Consider the following 16,650-nt stretch of genomic DNA (forward strand, 5'->3'; position numbering starts at 1 on the left):
CCGCAAAAGGCTTTATGCTACCCGGCCGTTCTTCTACCCCACTGAATCGTCAAGGAATCCCATGGGTCTGCATCTCGTTCCCGCCGGCAAGAATGTGCCGGACGAAATCAACGTCATCATCGAAATCCCCAAGGACGCCGAGCCGGTCAAGTACGAAGTGGACAAGGAAAGCGGCGCGATCTTCGTCGACCGCATCCTCTCCACCCCGATGCGCTACCCGTGCAACTACGGCTACGTGCCGGGCACCCTTGGCGGAGACGGCGACCCGCTGGACGCCCTGGTGATCCTGCCGCTGTCGCTGGTCCCGGGCTCGGTGATCCGCTGCCACCCGGTCGGCATGCTGAAGATGACCGACGAAGCCGGCGCCGACGAGAAGCTCGTCGTGGTTCCGGTGGAGAAGGTGTTCGCGGGCTACGCGCACATCAAGGACATCGAACAGGTTTCCGGCCACTGGCTGGAGCGCATCGGCCACTTCTTCGAGCACTACAAGGATCTGGAGAAGGGCAAGTGGGTCAAGGTCGACGGCTGGGTCGGCGCCGCTGAGGCGAAGTCCGAGATCCTGGCGGGTATGGATCGGTACAAGGCCGACCACTAAGCACGACGGTCGGCAACATATGCAGGAGCGCGCCTTGCGCGCGATGTTTCAGATTCGCGCGCAAGGCGCGCTCCTGCATCGTTTTGGTTACCCGCGGTTCAACAGCCCGCGCAGATCGATAATCGCGGCATTCGCCCGCGAGATGTAATTCGCCATCACCAGCGAGTGGTTGGCGAAGAATCCGAACGGCGAACCATTGAGCACCACCGGGCTGCCGAGCGCCTTCTGCGACTCCTCCAGCTCACGAATCACCTGCTGCAGACTGGCATCCGCGTTCTTGCTGCGCAGGATCGGCGCGAAGTCGTGGCGGATGGCCTTGAGCTGCTCAAGCAACGCCCACGTATAACCGCGCGCTTCGTAGAAGTTGTCGTCGATCTTGTTCCAGGGCGTCTTGACGTACACCGCCCGTGCCGGGCCGGCGTTGCCGCTGACGTCGGCGTTGGGAGCCGCATCCACTTTCAGCTGTCCCGCGGCGGCCGACAGCCGCTGTGAGAGCGAGCCCAGCCGCGCCGAGACCGTCTGCAGATAATCCGCGAGGTTGTCCGCCCGTGCATAGAAATGCGCGTTGGCGTCCTCCGCATCGCTCAGGCGGCCGAGGTATTTCTCGAGGTCGTCCACCGCCTTGGCATACTGCGATTCCGAACTCGGCAGCAACCAGCGATCGTTGGGGCTGTTGAGCAGCGGGTCGGCCTCGCCCAGATCCTTGTCCTCGGTGGACTGCGTCTGCGAACGGCTGAGATCGTTGCGCAACGCGCGCGACAGGTCGCGCGACGCGGTCAGCGAACCGAATTCCCAGTTGGGCATGTTGTCCATGAACACGCCCGGCGGCATCTTGTCGTTGCTGAGGTAGCCACCGCGCTTGTCCATCAGGGTGTCGACGGAGCGGATCAACGTGTACGTGGTGACGGCACCGGTGCTCAGGGGCCTGCCAATGTCTTTCATGTGCGCCGTGGTGACGGTGACCGGGTCGAACTGTTCCGGCTCCTTGTCCCACCACCACATGAAGAACAGGATGACGAGGATCAGGATCGCGACCGGCACGGCGACCAGGAGTCCGACAGGGTTGCGCCGACGGGGAGCCGGGGCGGGTGAGGCGGTCGCATTCATGATGTCTTTCCTTATCGTCGCGAACGTGAGCGCCTAGCTTACCCAATCAGTGCGCGGAGGGGTTCGAGGGTTCCCAGGTCGTCGTCGGCTCGCCCTTGGCGCCGAGATTCTCCAGCAGCGTCGCCATGTCCTCGGCGTGCTCTTCTTCCTGCGCGAGGATGTCTTCCATGATGCGGCGCGTGGTCGGGTCGTCGTCGCCGATATACGTGACTATCTCACGGTAGCTGTCGATGGCGATGCGCTCGGCGATCAGGTCTTCCTTGATCATGTCGACCAGCGTGGTGCCTTCCACGTAATCCGCGTGGCTGCGGGAAAGCAGGCCTTCCGGATTGAAATTGGGCGTACCGTCGAGCTGGGTAATGCGCTCGGCGATGCGATCGGCGTGGGCCTGCTCCTCGTTGGCATGCTCCAGGAATTCCGACTTGACGCTCTGCGAGTGAATGCCCGGTGCCATGTAGTAATGGAACTTGTAGCGAAGCACGCAGACGATCTCCGTCGCGAGGGCTTCATTGAGCAGTTTGATCACCGTTTCGCGATCGGCGCGATAGCCGGCGGTCACCGCGCCGTCGTCGATGTGCTGACGCGCACGCTTACGGATGTTCTCAATATCGCTGATGAAAGGCTTCGTGCTGGCCATGGCCTGGTCTCCTGGGAGAGTGGGTTTAGGTATGGCCGGAGACGTTAAGGGCCCCGCCGGGAAGGCGGGGTGAAGGTTATGGGGTGCGCCATAGGCTCGGGGCCTGCCGGCGCAGGCTCCCGGCCATGCCGTCACGCCTTTCGGTACACCTCGGCGCCTTGCGCGACGAACTCCATGCTTTTTTCCGCCATGCCCTGCTCCGCGACAAAATCGCGCACGTCCTGGGTGATTTTCATCGAGCAGAACTTCGGACCGCACATCGAACAGAAATGTGCCGACTTGTGTGCGTCTTTCGGCATCGTCTCGTCGTGGAATTCGCGGGCCTTGTCCGGATCCAGCCCCAGGTTGAACTGATCGTCCCAGCGAAATTCGAAACGCGCCTTCGACAGCGCGTTGTCGCGCACCTGCGCCCCCGGATGCCCCTTGGCGAGATCGGCCGCGTGGGCGGCGATCTTGTAGGCAATGATGCCGTCGCGCACGTCCTGACGATTGGGCAGACCGAGGTGTTCCTTGGGCGTTACATAGCAGAGCATCGCCGTGCCGAACCAGCCGATCATCGCGGCGCCGATCGCACTGGTGATGTGGTCGTAGCCGGGCGCGATATCGGTGGTGAGCGGGCCCAGCGTGTAGAACGGCGCCTCGTGGCACTTCTCCAGCTGACGTTCCATGTTCTCCCTGATCAGCTGCATCGGTACGTGGCCGGGGCCTTCGATCATGGTCTGCACGTCGTGCTTCCAGGCCAGCTTCGTCAGTTCGCCCAGTGTGTCCAGCTCGCCGAACTGCGCCGCGTCGTTGGCATCCGCGACGCAACCGGGACGCAGGCCATCGCCGAGACTGAAGGACACGTCGTACGCCTTCATGATTTCGCAGATGTCCTCGAAGTGCGTGTAGAGGAAGTTCTCGCGATGATGGGCGAGGCACCACTTGGCCATGATCGACCCGCCCCGGGAAACGATGCCGGTGACGCGCTTCGCGGTGAGGGGCACGAAGCGGAGCAGGACGCCCGCGTGGATCGTGAAATAGTCGACGCCCTGCTCCGCCTGCTCGATCAGCGTGTCGCGGAAGATGTCCCACGTGAGTTCCTCGGCCACGCCGCCGACCTTTTCGAGCGCCTGGTAAATGGGCACGGTCCCGATGGGCACGGGCGAGTTGCGGATGATCCACTCGCGCGTCTCGTGGATGTGCTTCCCCGTGGAAAGGTCCATGACGTTGTCGGCTCCCCAGCGGATCGCCCAGACCAGCTTCTCGACTTCTTCCGCGATGCCGGAGCTGACCGCGCTGTTGCCGATGTTGGCGTTGATCTTGGTCAGGAAATGACGGCCGATGATCATCGGCTCGGCTTCGGGATGGTTGATGTTGGCCGGAATGATGGCGCGGCCGCGTGCGACTTCATCGCGCACGAACGCCGGCGTGATGTGCCCGGGCAAAGCGGCGCCGAACGCTTCCCCAGGATGCTGCGTGCGCAGGGCACTGTCGGCCAGCGCCTCGATGCGCTGGTTCTCGCGGATCGCGATGTATTCCATTTCCGGCGTGACGATTCCGCGGCGCGCGTAGTGCATCTGGGTGACGTTGGCGCCAGCCTTCGCCCGAAGCGGCAGACGCGTGCTGCCGAAGCGGAAGGCATCGAGCCGGGAGTCGTGCACGCGCGAGCGGCCGAACGCCGAGGACAGTCCATCGAGACGCTCGACGTCACCCCGCTCCTCGATCCAGCCTGCCCTCAGTGCAGGCAACCCCGCGGCCAGGTCGACCGTGTGCGCCGGATCCGTATAAGGCCCCGAGGTGTCGTAGACGACGATGGGCGGATTCGCCTCTCCCCCGAACAGCGTGGGCGTGGCCGACTGTGCGATCTCACGCATGGCGACGCGAACGTCCGCCCGGCTGCCGCCGATGTGGATCTTGCGCGAGCCGGCGATCGGCGTGGTGACGGAGGTGGAAAGCTCGCGCGCGGCGCGGGCAAGATCGGTGGGACTGGCATTCATCGGCTTCTCGTACCTTGCGGATAAGGGAGAAGCGGACGGCGCCGCCACGCCGTGCCCCGTGCATGGACGCACGTTGCCTGTCGTGGACGAAGCTTCCTACGCCGGTACGGACCGGATCAGGTTCGAAGGGACTCTCTCAGCCCGCGCAATTGCTTGGGCACCCCCGCTTCGAGGCCGATTCAACCACGAAGCGGGGCGGGAAGCGAGCGCTCAGCCCTTGGGCGAGCGCGGCTCATAGGCGCGGAGGAACATGTCGACGGCCGCCAGGGCATTGGCCTTGACCTCCTCACCGAACTGCACGGCGCAGTCTTCGCAGCCGAACAGGCGCCGGATGAGCAGGTCGCCCTTGAGCAGCGCGAGGAACTGCGTGGTCGCACGGGAGACGTCGACGATATCGAGCTGACCACGCGAGGTGGCGCCCTCGAGCAGGCGCATCACCAGCTTGTGCATACGTGCCGGGCCCTCCTCCCAGACCAGACGACCGAAACGCGGATTACCGCCCGACTGACAGTCGGACAGGATCGCGCGGAACGTGCCGACGGACTCGGTATTGGTCTCCATCGCCGCATGGCGGCTGGCGATGTTGGTCAGCGTGACGCGGATGTCCGCACCCGGGCTGAAGTCGAAGAGGTCGTCCGGCAGGCGCTCCTGCACGTGCGCGCGGATCACCTCGCGGAAAAGGTTGTCCTTGTCGCCGAAGTGGCTGTACACGGTGAGTTTGGAAACGCCCGCGGAGGCCGCGACCGCATCCATGCTCGTACCCGCGAAGCCGCCCTGCGTGAAGAGCGCCTTGGCGGCATCCAGGATAGCCGCGCGCTTCTCCATGTCCTTGGGACGCCCCGGGCCCTGGCTCTTCATTTTCGGGCTGGCGTTCATGGCTGCACCTTCACAAACAGAAATTATGACTTTATTATACGCAGCGGTTCAGTTATTTCCACCACTCCTGAGATGTGGGCCTCAGGGTGGCGGTGCGACGGAAGCGCTGCGCGACGGATTACAATGAAGTGGGGCCACTGCCCGGGTAAACCCAAGGCGTTCAGGGGCTTGCGCCATCGATCGTTCAGGCGCCAGCGAGTGAAGGCACGGTCGGGCATGACTTCCGTCAGCCCGGTCCGGTGACTTCCGGCACTTAGCTCGGGCGGTGGCGCACCCGCAGCCTTGGCACCATTGGGAAAACGGGCGCTAAGCGCTTATCCTTTCGAACCTTTTTCAGCTTTTCGTACGGGATCCAAAACCATGGCGATGAATTTCGAGCAGGCACGTCAGAACATGGTCGAGAACCAGGTTCGTCCCTGGGAAGTCCTCGATGCCGACGTCCTGGAGACGCTGAAGGGCGTCCGTCGCGAAGATTTCGTCGCGCCGTCCCACCGGAACGTCGCCTTCGCCGACCTGACCCTCCCGCTGGGCCACGGCGAAGTGATGATGAAGCCGGTCGTCGAGGGCCGCGTGTTACAGGCGCTGGAACTGAAGAAGACCGATGAGGTACTGGAAATCGGTACCGGCTCGGGCTTCCTGACCGCTTGCCTCGCCCGCCTCGCCGGCAAGGTCACCAGCATCGACATGCACGCCGACTTCGTCGACGCCGCCCGCGGGCGCCTGGCCGCCGCCTCGGTGGTCAACGCCACGGTGGAAACCGCCGAAGCCGTCAACGGCTACCAGCCGACGGGCGTTTTCGATGCCGTCGTGGTGACGGGCGCCGTCCATGCGGTTCCCGAAAAATTCGTGCGCTGGCTCAAGCCGGGCGGGCGCATGTTCGTCGTACGCGGCGATTCCCCCGCGCAGACGGCGGTCCTCCTCACCCACGAGGGTGAAGGCCGCTATCGCGAGGAATCGCTGTTTGAAACGGACCTTCCTTACCTGGCGCATGCCGCGCCGGTGAAGCGCTTCGTGCTTTGACCCAAAGATCTCCCATCACCCACGAGGCGAAACCATGCGCTTGAAGCTGCTCACCGTCGCGCTGGCACTGGCCGCGACGCCGTTCGCGAGCCACGCTGAAGACCTGCTCGACGCCTACCGTCAGGCCCGGGCCAACGACCCGGTGCTGTCGCAGGCCGATTCCACCCGTCTCGCCACGGGTGAAACCGTCGTACAGAGCCGTGCGTTGCTGCTCCCGCAGATCAGCGCGCAGCTGGGCATCACCCAGACGGATCAGAATGGTCCCGATCGCGACACGACCACGGGCACGGACCTCGGGCATACCCGCACGCGCAGCGAGTCGGCCACGGTCACCCAGAGCGTGCTCGACTTCAGCAGGTACGCCGATCTGAAGGCCGCCAAGTCGTCGTCGCAGGCACAGGACGCCACGTACGAAGCCGCTTTGCAGCAGCTCTCCACGCGCGTGGCCACGGCCTATTTTCAGGTCCTGACCAACGACGACGCCCTGACCTTCGCCAAGGCCAACGAGCAGGCGCTCGCTCGTCAGCTCGAGCAGGCCCAGCAGCGTTTCGACGTCGGCCTGTCCGCGATCACCGACGTGCAGGACGCCAAGGCCCAGCACGACACCTCGGTCGCCGCCGTCATCACCGCCGAGAACACCCTGGCGGATTCGCGTGAAGCACTGACCCAGATCACCGGCAAGCCGGCGGACAATCTGAAGAAACTTCGCGAAGACCTGCCCATGGACGCCCCGTCGCCCAACGATCCGAAGGCCTGGGTCGCCGAAGCGGTCAAGAGCAACCCGAGCATCCTCGCGTCGCAGTACAACGTCGACTCGGCGGAGCACAGCATTTCCTCCGCCCGCGCGAGTCATCTGCCGACCATCGACGCGAGTGCCGGTTACAGCAAGAGCACCTCCTGGACGCAGAATGCGGGCAGCCCGGCGACGGACGCCCTGAACCGTGTCTCGGGCAACGGTCGCGGCGGCACCAGCGTCGGCCTGACGCTCAGCGTGCCGATCTTCTCCGGCGGCGCCACGCAGTCACGCGTTCGTCAGTCGATCTACCAGCGCGATGCCGCCCAGGACTCCCTGGAAAGCACCCGTCGTCAGGTCGTCCGCGACACGCTGAACTACTACCGCTCGGTGGTCGCCGGTATCAGCAAGGTGGAGGCCACCAAGGCCGCCGTCGCCTCTTCGGAAAGCGCGCGCGACGCGACGCAGGCCGGCTTCGAAGTCGGCACGCGCACCATCGTCGACGTGCTGATCGCCCAGCAGAACCTGACCTCGTCGCTCAGCGACTACTCGCAGGCCCGCCATCAGTTCATTCTCGACAAGCTGCTGCTCAAGCAGACGGCCGGGACCGTGGATGTGAAGGACCTCGAGGCGATCAACGCGCTGCTGCAGTAACGACTTTCCTTTCGGGGGAAGACTAAGAAACGGGCCCTCGCGGCCCGTTTTTTTTGCTCTTTGGCGGACACGCCCTACACGATCGCACGGGCGGCGCTGACTCCGACGAACCTGCCGCCCGACGAAGATGGCCGGGCCCAACCGGGCCTCGGAACCAAGGAAGAACCATGAAGGGATTTATCATCGTCGGCCTGCTGGCGACCACTGGCTTAGCCCATGCGTCGCCGGCCTCCCCGACGAACCACCGGCTCAAGGTGGTCGAATACGCGAGCGCCACGTCGTTCGAATACGACGTCCGGGCCAAAGGTGTTCTCGGCGACGTCGTTGCGCCATATGCCACGGTCTGGACCAGCGCCATGGACAACTGCGATGTGCGCGGCGGCTACGTCACCGAGTACCACGACGGATTCAAGCGCAGTTATTACGACACGCGCGAAGGCGGCGTACGGGTGAACGCCTATGCCACCTGCCGCGTTGCCGAGGATCCCTTCGCCGACCGGATCAAGGAGGGCCCGATGCCCGCGGCGGCGATCGTCACCGGTGATGGCCTGGGTCCGTCGACGGGGCTTGCCCAGGCGAGCGGCGAGCCGCACGCGGCCTATCGGGCCGTCCGCGAACTGGTATACAAGACGTGCCTGGACCAGGCTCGCCGCGTTCGCTTCATGAGCACTCATGTCGACAACCGGCCCAACGCGACGCCGCAGGTGGAAGCCCGGTTCGCCTGCAATTCCGGCCTCGACGCCGGGAACCAGAGGGACTGACCCGTCACTCCTGAAGCAGGGTATCCACCAGCGCCATCACCTTGCCCACAGACCCGCGCTCGCTGTCGAAGACGTGGCGAGCGCGGTTTCCCATGATCTCCCGGCGGTCCTTGTCCCGAAGCAGGGCCAGCACCTGCTCGCCCAGCTCGTCGCCGTCCTTCACCCGCTGACCGCCGCCTTCATCGAGCAGGGCCTGCGTGATTTCCTCGAAGTTGTACGTATAAGGCCCGACAAGCACCGGCTTGTTCAGTGCGGCGGGCTCCAGGACGTTGTGTCCACCGATGGACACCAGGCTGCCACCGACGAAGGCGACATCGGCCGACGCGAAGAAACGCAGCAGTTCGCCCATCGAATCGATGACGAAGCACTGCGTGGAATGACCGGGAATGTCATCGCCGCTGCGCGTTCCCACCTGGAAGCCCAGGCTGCGGACGGATGCTTCGACGGCCTTGAACCGCTCAGGATGACGGGGCGCGATCAGCAGCAGCGCATCCGGCAGACGGCGCATCACCGCGAGGTGAGCCTCGAGGACGCACATTTCCTCGCCTTCGTGCGTGCTGGCGGCGATCCAGACCGGACGCCCCGTGCCCCATGCCTCGCGCATGGCCAGCCCCGCCTGCAACGCCGTGTCCGGCACCGGCATGTCGAACTTGAGGTTGCCGCAGACCGTGAGCTGGCTGGGCTCCGCACCGAGCAGCCGATAGCGCGCGGCATCGGTGCGGGACTGTGCGGCGATATGACTGACGCAGCGCAGGGCGCGGCGGACGAGGGAGCTCATGCGCGCGTAGCCGCGCAGCGATCGCTCGGACAACCGGGCATTGGCGATCAGCAGCGGAATGCCGTGCTTGCGGCAGGCGAAATACAGGTTCGGCCAGATTTCCGTTTCGACGATGATCGCCAGCCGCGGGCGCGTACTGCGCAGGAAGCGCTTCACGGCGAACGGCAGGTCGTACGGCAGGTACACGCTGTGGACGCTGCTGCCGAACAGCTGACGCACGCGTTCGGAGCCGGTCGGGGTCACCGTGGTGACCAGCATCGGCGCCTGCGGGTAGGCTTCCATCAGCGCTTTCACCAGGGGTTCCGCGGCATTGACCTCACCTACCGAGACCGCGTGCACCCAGAGGCAGCCGGCGAGGCGCGGTTCGCGGAAGCGACCGAAGCGCTCGCGCCAGCGCACGTGGTAGTCGCCGTAGCGCATGCCACGCGCCATCAGACGCAGCATCACCAGCGGTGTAAACAGGTACATCGCGAAGTTGTAGAGCAGGCGCAGCAGCACGCGATTCCCTGGGTTGACCCGTGACCGGTCAGTATAGCCGCGCCCATTCGCTACAATGGGCGGACATGCCCGGTATGACCCGCCCTACCCTGACGCGCCAGCTTCTTACGCCCCGCCACTGGCCGGCGTGGCTCGGCGTCGGCTTCATCTGGCTTATCGCCCACCTGCCCTTCCGCTGGCTGATGCGCCTCGGACGCATGGCGGGCCGCCTGGCCCTGCACCTGAACCCCGAACGGCGGCGCATCGCCGCGACCAACATCGCCCTCTGCTTTCCGGAGCTGGATCCGGCGGCACAGAAGGCGCTGGTTCGGGCCAATCTGTGCGACGTCGGCATGATGCTGGCCGAATTCGCACTGGGCTGGATGGGCTCGGATCGCGCGATCGCGAAGGTCCCCGTCACCGTCGACGGGCTGGAACACCTCGAAGCCGCACGCGCCGCCGGCCGTGGCGTACTTCTGGTCGGCGGACACTTCTCGCATCTCGAACTGAGCGCGCGCCTCGTCTCCTCGCGCATCCGCATCGCGGGCATGTACCGCCGCATGGATTCGGAGGTGTTCGAATTCGCGGTGCTGCGCTCGCGCCTGCACTACGCGGATGCGATGTTCGACAAGGACGATATCCGCGGTACCGTGCGCTACCTGAAGGCCGGCGGCACGCTCTGGTATGCGCCCGACCAGGACATGCGCAGCAAGGACAACGTCTTCGTGCCGTTCTTCGGCGTGCCGGCCGCGACCATCACGGCCACGCATCACCTGGCGCGCCTCTCCAACGCGCTGGTGATTCCGTTCTACCACCGGCGCCTGCCGGGAGACGCGGGCTACGCCATGCGCCTTGGCGCGCCGCTTGAGGATTTTCCCAGCGACGATGCCGCACGCGACACCGAGCGGGTGAATGCGCAGATCGAACAGATGGCGCGTGAGGCACCTGAGCAATACCTGTGGGTGCATAAGCGGTTCAAGACGCGGCCGCCGGGTGAGCCGAAGATTTATTAGGCGGTAGCGACGGGGTGGTGCGGCTTCTTTGCTTCGTTGGCTTTTCGCGAACAGGGTTCGCTCCTACAGGTGCGCGGTGGGCCCAGACGGATAGCTGCCCTGGATACTTCTTTCATGGGAGTTTCTCCTACCTTTCTTGCGGTATACGCTGACGAAATGCCGAACCTTTCGTCATAAACAACGAAAGCTTCGCGAAAAAACACGCGCGTAGAACGTCCGTCGTCACCCCTCAAGACGGACCTTCCCATGCAGTCGATCTTTCGTTTCGCGCGTTCGTTGCGCGGCCGCAGCGCGTGGCACCGCAAGCGGTCGCACGTGGTCAATGCGGTACTCAACTATGTCGGCCGCAGTGTGGCGCACTGGCGGGAGCACGACGCATGGCTGGCCTTCCTGGAGACACCGCCGATGGCCGGCGTCTCGTCGATCGACACCATCCTCACCGAGCGCTACCAGCACCGCTATATCAGCAAGGCCTGGAATCGCGAGCGCCGGCTGAAGGTGCTGCGCGAGCATTACGAATTCGCCCTTGCCCGGTTCCCCCGGACGCTGTTCCACGTGCTGTACCGCGAGCGCCAGGTCTTGCTTGGCAAGGTGCTCCTGCGTAACGGTGAGGCTCTCTCGCTGATGCTCAAGGCGCCGTTCCGACGCGCCCGCGAGGGTGAGATGACGCTCTCGCTGGTCGATCACCAGGGCATGCAGATCTCCTATGCGGCGTTCTCCTTCGTCGACGGCGGCAAGGCCATCGCCATCGGCTGCCTGCAGGGCGCGCCCAACCACGCCGGGCTGGAAGCCGTGCGCGAACTCACGCGGCAGTGCCATGGCCTGCGTCCTAAGAACCTCCTGCTGTCGCTGATCCGTTCGCTCGCCGAGGCTTTCGAGGTGGAACGCGTCCTCGGGATATCGAATGAGGCTCACGTCTTCGCGGGCATCGCCGACAAGGTAAAGGCCGACTACAACGGCTTCTGGCGCGAGTCCGGTGGACAGGAGACCAGCGAGGGCTTCTACGCCATGGCCCCTCACGAGCCCGTGCGTTGCGAAACCGAGGTCGAAAGCAAGCGACGCAGTGAGTTCCGTCGGCGCGAAGCGCTGCGTCACGAAGCCTGCGATCTAGTCCTCAGGGCGTTCGGATTCGAACGCGCCGTGGTCCTGCCGCTGGCCGCCTGATACGCGGCGCTCGTACAGCTTCGCGTACTTCAGAAACGCATAGAAAGCGTGGACCCGGGCGGCGATGAAGCCCGCCCAGCCGCCCCGCCAGTGACCGCGCCAGAAGTAGTACCGGGCAAAAGCGATGGTGGGATAGACCACCATCCGCAGACGAAGCATCCGCGGCTCGCGCGTCTGCCGGTCGCGCACCTGCAACGTCGAGTAACGGTTGGCCTTGTCGACCCGCCCGTCGATATCGCGCTCGCCATAGTGATCGATGATGGCATCGAGGCGCCGCACCGGCCCGCGCACCAGGACACTTTCGTGTACTTCGTGACCGCTCATGCCGGCGCGCGTGCGGTCGAACAGACGCACATAGTGATTCAGGCGCGCGCGACCGGGCTGCCAGCGCCAGAACACCCACTCGCGACGGAGCATCTCGAAACCCGCGACATCCGGCGTGACGAGCGCCGCCCTCACCCGCTCGGCGGCGATGGCGGGCAGCGCCTCGTCCGAGTCCAGCAGCAATACCCAGCGATGGACGGCGAGATCGATCGCCGCCTGCTTCTGTGCGCTGTAGCCGGCGAACGGCTGAATGCTCACCCGCGCCCCATGCGACGCGGCAATGTCGCGCGTCTCATCGGTCGATCCGGAATCCAGCACGACGATGTCGTCGGCAAAACGGACGGAGGCGAGACAGGCGCCGATCGTCGCCGCGCTGTTGAACGTGGTCACGACGACCGACAGCGGCTCACGCGCCACGGGACGGTTCCAGGTCCGGCAGATCGACGAGCAGCGCCGCGCACCACACGGCGAACAGCCACGCGGTGAGCAGACCCCACCATGCCGAATAGAAGGCCATGTGCGTATTCAGGGGGAAGAAGATCGCAAACAGCGCCACGCTGGCGGGGAATGCACGCTCGCGCGCCACGGGACCGGCTTTCCACCAGACGCGGACGGCCAGCACGGTGGCCGCAAGCCACGCGAGGAGGCCGAGGGTTCCGGTCTCGGTGGCGGCCTCGAGCACGACCTGATGAGGATGGCAGGCACCCTCCCCATCGCCGCATTTCTCGATGGTCAGGAAGTGGTCTCCGGGCGACGCGACCGATGGATAGGCCACGCGGAAGCCGCGGACGCCCACGCCGTTGATGGGATGCGCCGCATAGAGGCGCAGCGACGTCCTCCAGATATCGAGACGCCCGGTCAGCGCGGCGTCCAGCCCCGCGCTGGTACCGGTGAGGGCGGGCAAGGTATGCGCCACCCGGTCGCGGAATCGCGGCGATACCTGCCATGCCAGTGCGCCGACCAGAAGCACGACCGCGCCCATGCCCAGGCAGGCCACGGCGAAGCGACGGAACGTACCCGCCTCACGCCAGAGGAACGCCAGGGCTACGAGTGCATAGCAGACCCACGAGGCGCGCGAACCGGAAAGCAACACCGGCCCGAGCGCCAGCAGGAACGTAAGGATCAGGCCCCGGCGTCCCCAGCGCTCGCGCCCGGCCCAGAGAAGGAACGGCGCCAGCGCGGACACCGCGGGACCGAGCTTCAGGTTGGTCGCCCCGAAGATGCCGGACAGTCGCGCGGGATCGGAGGCGCCCGCGAGGCCATAACCGGTCAGCGCCTGCACCCAGGCATCGGCGACCCAGAGCGCGACGACCGCTGCGGTGGCGAACCACATGGCGCGCACCTTCCCTGGCCGGCGCATGGCGAAACACGTGTACACACCCAGCGGAGCGAACCGGAGGATGCCCGCCAGCGTGCCCCAGCTCTTCGCGGGCGAGACGGCGTCGACGACGGAGACGAGCGCGGCGCCCGCGTAGGCGGCGAACAACCAGAGAAACAGCCGCGCACCGGGATGATGGCGAATCGCCGTCGGCTCGCGCACGACGAGCAGTATTGATCCGACGAGTGCGAGAAACACGCCCACCTCGGCACTGCGCCCCAGTGGCAGCAACGCGGGCACCAGCCAGATCGGCAGGAGCGGCGAGGCCAGCCCCGCTTTCAGCAGCGCACCGGGCCCGCGCGAGCTCACGCGGCCGGGGTGCCTTCGACCAGCTCGGCATACAAGGCGAGCGTGGCCGACTGCATGTCGACGAGGCGGTAGCTGCGCGGCGGCGGGATCGGCGGCGCGAAACGCAGGAGTTCGGCGGCGCGCTCGACCAGGCGTTCGCGATCGCCCAGCGGTACGCGGCCCGCGGGATAGAGCTCGGCCAGGAGCTCGCCGACCCCACCGTGCGCGTAACCCATGACGGGGCGGCACAAGGCCAGCGCCTCGACCACCGTACGGCCGAACGACTCCGGCCGGACCGACAGCTGCAGGACGAGATCGGACAGGGCGTAGACATCGCGCACGTCCGATCGCGCCGGCGAGATCACCACACGGTCGTCGAGGCCGCGCGCATGAATGAGCTGACGCAGCTCGGCGACATACGCCTCGCGCCCCGGCTCGTCCGCGCCGAGCAGCAGCAGGCGCGCATCGATGGCGCGCTGTTGAAGGTCAGCGATCAGTTCGATCGCGTCGGCATGACCTTTCAGGCGGGTACCACGGCCCGGCAGGGTCAGCAGAGGCGCGCCAGCCAGTTGCGGGTATTGCTCGAAGAACGCCCGCTGCCAGCTGTCGTCGGGACGGTAACCGTAGGGAAACGCCTCGGTGTCGATGCCACGCGGCACCACGGCGATGCGCGCGGTCTCGATATCGTCGGGGTAGTGGCGCAGCACGTAGTCACGCAGGGTCTGCGAGACCACGATGACCCGCTCCCCGCGGAGCAGGATCGCGCTGTAACGACCCGGACTGTTCAGCCCGTGCACGGTCGTGACGAAGTGCGGACGGGGCTTGACCCCACGCATCGCCCACCAGCCGATCCATGCCGGCAGCCGCGAGCGGGCGTGCACGATATCGGGCTTCAGTTCGCGCAGGATGCGGCGCAGCTTGCCTACCGTGAACAGGGTACCCAGGGATTTGCGACCAATGGGCAGGGCGATGTGCTCGCTGCCTTCGGCCTCCAGCTGAGCCACCAGGCGTCCGCCCGCCGAGACCACCACCGACCGATGCCCCGCAGCCACCAGCGCCCGCGCGATTTCCAGGGTCGAGCGTTCGGCCCCGCCCGAATGGAGCGAGGGGATCAGCTGTACGACGGTCATCGTCCGGTGCGGGGAGACGGTGGCCATGGGTGGTTCCGGTGAGTGTGATGACGCAGGCGAAGCACGAAACGTGCCCGCAGGGGGCCGTTCAGTCTTTCAGGACGTAGGTCGCGCCACAGTACATGCACTTCGAGGTGCCACCGTCGTCCTCGATGGACAGGTAGACCCGCGGGTGCGAGTTCCACAGGTACATGCCCGGCATCGGGCAGGACAGCGGAAGGTCGGCTCGCGTCACTTCGTAACGGTTTTCGGCGTTCGCCGGGATCAGCGGCGCTGCCGCGGGATTGGGTCGCATGGGGAAACTCCGGGCGAAACGGTAAACCGAGACCTGCGATGGTAACAAAAAAGAAAACCCGCGCCGTTGCCGGCGCGGGTTTTTCACGGCAGTTAAAGCCGGAACGATTACTTCTTGTCAGCCGAAGCGTCGTGGCCTTCGGTCGTGATGCGGATCTTGATTTCGTCCGACACGTTCGGGACGTACGCACCGACGCCGAAGTCCGAGCGCTTGATGGTGGCGGTGGCGTCGAAGCCGATCGACTGCACCTTCATCATCGGGTGCGGGCCGACCTTGTTCAGGGTGGCGTCGAGGGTGACCGGCTTGGTCACACCATGGACGGTGAGGTCACCGGTGACCTTGAGCTTGTCCTTGCCGGCCGAGACCACCTTGGTGCTCTTGAAGGTGACGTTCGGGAACTTGGCGGCATCGAGGAAATCCGCCGACTTCAGGTGCTCGTCGAGCTTGGGCACGAAGGTGTCCAGACCGGACAGCGGCAGGGTCACTTCGACGGTGGCCTTGGTCGGTGCGGCTTCGTCGTAGACAAGGGTGCCGTCGACCTGATTGAGGTCGGCGGTCGGATTGGAGAACCCGAAGTGATTCCAGCTGAACAGGACCATGGTGTGGGTCGGGTCGAGCTTGTAGGTCACCGGGGCGGCGGCGGCGGTGCCGGCGGTGGCGAGCAGGCCGGCGAGGGCAACGTAACGGAGGGCGCGCATGGTGTTTCTCCAGCAGTGAGGTGGGTACGGCGTGTGACGGCGGGACCGGAGGGTCACCGCGGGAAAGGGGTCAGGCGATCTGGGCGGCTTCGTCGAAGTCCAGACGCGGCAGGCGGCCGAACAGGTTCTTGTCCGGATCGCCGTAGCCGATGTTGATGAGAAAATTGGACTTGACGTGGGTACCGGCGAAGAACTCGGCATCCACGCCCGCCTGGTCGAAACCGGACATCGGACCGCAGTCGAGCCCGAGCGCGCGGGCCGCCATGATCAGGTAGGCGCCCTGCAGCGAACCGTTGCGCGAGCCGGAGGACTGGATCATGTCTTCGTTGCCGACGAACCAGCTGCGTGCGTCCGCATGCGGGAACAGCTTGGGCAGGTGCTCGTAGAACGCGAAGTCGGTCGCGACGATGGCCGTGACCGGGGCCGACATGGTCTTCTCGGCGTTGTTCTCGGCCAGGTACGGCTTCAGACGCGCCTTGGCGTCCTGCGACTTGATGAAGATGACGCGCATCGGCGAGGAGTTGGCGGCGGTGGGGCCGAACTTCGCCAGCTCGTACAGCCGGTGGATCTGCTCGTCGGTTACTTCCTTCGGCAGCCAGGCGTTGTAGGTGCGCGCGGTGAGGAAGAGCTGGTCAAGCGATGCATCGGACAACGGAGCGCTCATGGATATCCTTGTACAGTGATGGAACGCCGGAGGCCCGGCATCCCGACAGTGTAAGCGTCGCGACGCCCTGTGTGGACCG

General features: G+C 65.6%; 17 protein-coding genes and 1 riboswitch. Of the genes, 6 read left to right on the forward strand and 11 right to left on the reverse strand.

Features of this window, described 5'->3' with window-relative positions; translation table 11 throughout:
• Positions 1-61: 61 nt before the first annotated feature.
• Positions 62-595, forward strand: a complete 534-nt coding sequence (ppa, locus tag BLT40_RS15175) for an inorganic diphosphatase (RefSeq protein ID WP_079520573.1) — start codon at positions 62-64, stop codon at positions 593-595.
• 87 nt (positions 596-682) lie between these two features.
• Here the strand turns inward: ppa and BLT40_RS15180 are convergent, their stop codons facing one another.
• The 4 genes from BLT40_RS15180 to BLT40_RS15195 all read right to left on the reverse strand — a co-directional run bounded on the left by BLT40_RS15180 (position 683) and on the right by BLT40_RS15195 (position 5,194).
• A complete protein-coding gene (locus tag BLT40_RS15180; protein WP_090354666.1) occupies positions 683-1,702 on the reverse strand; it encodes a DUF2333 family protein in 1,020 nt (339 codons plus the stop codon).
• A 46-nt stretch (positions 1,703-1,748) separates the two neighbouring features.
• The gene (locus BLT40_RS15185; protein ID WP_079520575.1) at positions 1,749-2,339 is read right to left on the reverse strand and encodes a ferritin-like domain-containing protein; all 591 of its coding nucleotides are present in this window, start codon (positions 2,337-2,339) and stop codon (positions 1,749-1,751) included.
• A gap of 131 nt (positions 2,340-2,470) precedes the next feature.
• Positions 2,471-4,318, reverse strand: coding sequence for a phosphomethylpyrimidine synthase ThiC (thiC, locus tag BLT40_RS15190; RefSeq protein WP_090354668.1), 1,848 nt, complete (start codon positions 4,316-4,318; stop codon positions 2,471-2,473).
• Between the two features lie 76 nt (positions 4,319-4,394).
• A riboswitch (TPP riboswitch) is annotated at positions 4,395-4,493 on the reverse strand.
• Positions 4,494-4,528: 35 nt separating this feature from the next.
• Complete coding sequence (locus BLT40_RS15195) at positions 4,529-5,194, reverse strand: TetR/AcrR family transcriptional regulator (RefSeq protein ID WP_090354670.1); 666 nt, start codon at positions 5,192-5,194, stop codon at positions 4,529-4,531.
• Between the two features lie 360 nt (positions 5,195-5,554).
• Here BLT40_RS15195 and BLT40_RS15200 point away from each other — a divergent pair, with 360 nt between their 5' ends.
• The 3 genes from BLT40_RS15200 (at position 5,555) to BLT40_RS15210 (ending at position 8,362) form a co-directional block, all read left to right on the forward strand.
• Entirely contained in the window at positions 5,555-6,214 is a 660-nt protein-coding gene (locus tag BLT40_RS15200) for a protein-L-isoaspartate O-methyltransferase family protein (protein WP_079520578.1), read from the forward strand.
• A gap of 34 nt (positions 6,215-6,248) precedes the next feature.
• Positions 6,249-7,601 carry a TolC family outer membrane protein gene (locus BLT40_RS15205; protein WP_043692061.1) on the forward strand — a complete coding sequence of 451 codons (1,353 nt, stop codon included), beginning with the start codon at positions 6,249-6,251 and terminating at the stop codon, positions 7,599-7,601.
• 167 nt (positions 7,602-7,768) lie between these two features.
• A complete protein-coding gene (locus BLT40_RS15210; RefSeq protein WP_043692059.1) occupies positions 7,769-8,362 on the forward strand; it encodes a hypothetical protein in 594 nt (197 codons plus the stop codon).
• A gap of 4 nt (positions 8,363-8,366) precedes the next feature.
• Here BLT40_RS15210 and waaA read toward each other — a convergent pair whose 3' ends face one another.
• The gene (gene waaA, locus BLT40_RS15215; RefSeq protein ID WP_036118482.1) at positions 8,367-9,632 is read right to left on the reverse strand and encodes a lipid IV(A) 3-deoxy-D-manno-octulosonic acid transferase; all 1,266 of its coding nucleotides are present in this window, start codon (positions 9,630-9,632) and stop codon (positions 8,367-8,369) included.
• Positions 9,633-9,712: 80 nt separating this feature from the next.
• Between waaA and lpxL the strand changes: the two genes are divergently transcribed.
• Together lpxL and BLT40_RS15225 are read left to right on the forward strand one after the other, a co-directional pair.
• Positions 9,713-10,630 (forward strand): LpxL/LpxP family Kdo(2)-lipid IV(A) lauroyl/palmitoleoyl acyltransferase, encoded by a 918-nt coding sequence (lpxL, locus tag BLT40_RS15220; RefSeq protein WP_036116199.1) that lies wholly within the window; start codon positions 9,713-9,715, stop codon positions 10,628-10,630.
• Positions 10,631-10,876: 246 nt separating this feature from the next.
• Complete coding sequence (locus BLT40_RS15225) at positions 10,877-11,794, forward strand: VirK/YbjX family protein (RefSeq protein WP_090354672.1); 918 nt, start codon at positions 10,877-10,879, stop codon at positions 11,792-11,794.
• Here the strand turns inward: BLT40_RS15225 and BLT40_RS15230 are convergent.
• The 6 genes from BLT40_RS15230 to BLT40_RS15255 all read right to left on the reverse strand — a co-directional run bounded on the left by BLT40_RS15230 (position 11,738) and on the right by BLT40_RS15255 (position 16,571).
• Positions 11,738-12,535, reverse strand: a complete 798-nt coding sequence (locus BLT40_RS15230; RefSeq protein ID WP_090354674.1) for a glycosyltransferase family 2 protein — start codon at positions 12,533-12,535, stop codon at positions 11,738-11,740. The genes BLT40_RS15225 and BLT40_RS15230 overlap by 57 nt on opposite strands.
• A complete protein-coding gene (locus BLT40_RS15235) occupies positions 12,525-13,805 on the reverse strand; it encodes an O-antigen ligase family protein (protein WP_176809193.1) in 1,281 nt (426 codons plus the stop codon). Before BLT40_RS15235 ends, BLT40_RS15230 begins: the two co-directional genes overlap by 11 nt.
• On the reverse strand, positions 13,802-14,941 hold the full coding sequence (locus BLT40_RS15240) for a glycosyltransferase (protein WP_036116201.1): 1,140 nt from the start codon (positions 14,939-14,941) through the stop codon (positions 13,802-13,804). The genes BLT40_RS15235 and BLT40_RS15240 overlap by 4 nt, the downstream gene beginning before the upstream one ends.
• A 61-nt stretch (positions 14,942-15,002) precedes the next feature.
• Positions 15,003-15,209, reverse strand: coding sequence for a zinc-finger domain-containing protein (locus BLT40_RS15245; RefSeq protein WP_036116202.1), 207 nt, complete (start codon positions 15,207-15,209; stop codon positions 15,003-15,005).
• Positions 15,210-15,316: 107 nt separating this feature from the next.
• Positions 15,317-15,907 (reverse strand): YceI family protein, encoded by a 591-nt coding sequence (locus tag BLT40_RS15250; protein WP_079520583.1) that lies wholly within the window; start codon positions 15,905-15,907, stop codon positions 15,317-15,319.
• Positions 15,908-15,977: 70 nt separating this feature from the next.
• A complete protein-coding gene (locus BLT40_RS15255; RefSeq protein WP_079520584.1) occupies positions 15,978-16,571 on the reverse strand; it encodes a malonic semialdehyde reductase in 594 nt (197 codons plus the stop codon).
• Between the last annotated feature and the right edge of the window lie 79 nt (positions 16,572-16,650).

The organism is Dyella sp. 333MFSha (assembly GCF_900102405.1).
In the GTDB taxonomy this organism is placed as follows: Bacteria; Pseudomonadota; Gammaproteobacteria; order Xanthomonadales; family Rhodanobacteraceae; genus Luteibacter; species Luteibacter mycovicinus.

Coding starts and splice junctions, on each gene's coding strand:
- ppa (WP_079520573.1), top strand. CDS start 62: ATGGGTCTGCATCTCGTTCCCGCCGGCAAGAATGTGCCGGACGAAATC.
- BLT40_RS15180 (WP_090354666.1), bottom strand. CDS start 1,702: ATGAATGCGACCGCCTCACCCGCCCCGGCTCCCCGTCGGCGCAACCCT.
- BLT40_RS15185 (WP_079520575.1), bottom strand. CDS start 2,339: ATGGCCAGCACGAAGCCTTTCATCAGCGATATTGAGAACATCCGTAAG.
- thiC (WP_090354668.1), bottom strand. CDS start 4,318: ATGAATGCCAGTCCCACCGATCTTGCCCGCGCCGCGCGCGAGCTTTCC.
- BLT40_RS15195 (WP_090354670.1), bottom strand. CDS start 5,194: ATGAACGCCAGCCCGAAAATGAAGAGCCAGGGCCCGGGGCGTCCCAAG.
- BLT40_RS15200 (WP_079520578.1), top strand. CDS start 5,555: ATGGCGATGAATTTCGAGCAGGCACGTCAGAACATGGTCGAGAACCAG.
- BLT40_RS15205 (WP_043692061.1), top strand. CDS start 6,249: ATGCGCTTGAAGCTGCTCACCGTCGCGCTGGCACTGGCCGCGACGCCG.
- BLT40_RS15210 (WP_043692059.1), top strand. CDS start 7,769: ATGAAGGGATTTATCATCGTCGGCCTGCTGGCGACCACTGGCTTAGCC.
- lpxL (WP_036116199.1), top strand. CDS start 9,713: ATGACCCGCCCTACCCTGACGCGCCAGCTTCTTACGCCCCGCCACTGG.
- BLT40_RS15225 (WP_090354672.1), top strand. CDS start 10,877: ATGCAGTCGATCTTTCGTTTCGCGCGTTCGTTGCGCGGCCGCAGCGCG.
- BLT40_RS15240 (WP_036116201.1), bottom strand. CDS start 14,941: ATGGCCACCGTCTCCCCGCACCGGACGATGACCGTCGTACAGCTGATC.
- BLT40_RS15245 (WP_036116202.1), bottom strand. CDS start 15,209: ATGCGACCCAATCCCGCGGCAGCGCCGCTGATCCCGGCGAACGCCGAA.
- BLT40_RS15250 (WP_079520583.1), bottom strand. CDS start 15,907: ATGCGCGCCCTCCGTTACGTTGCCCTCGCCGGCCTGCTCGCCACCGCC.
- BLT40_RS15255 (WP_079520584.1), bottom strand. CDS start 16,571: ATGAGCGCTCCGTTGTCCGATGCATCGCTTGACCAGCTCTTCCTCACC.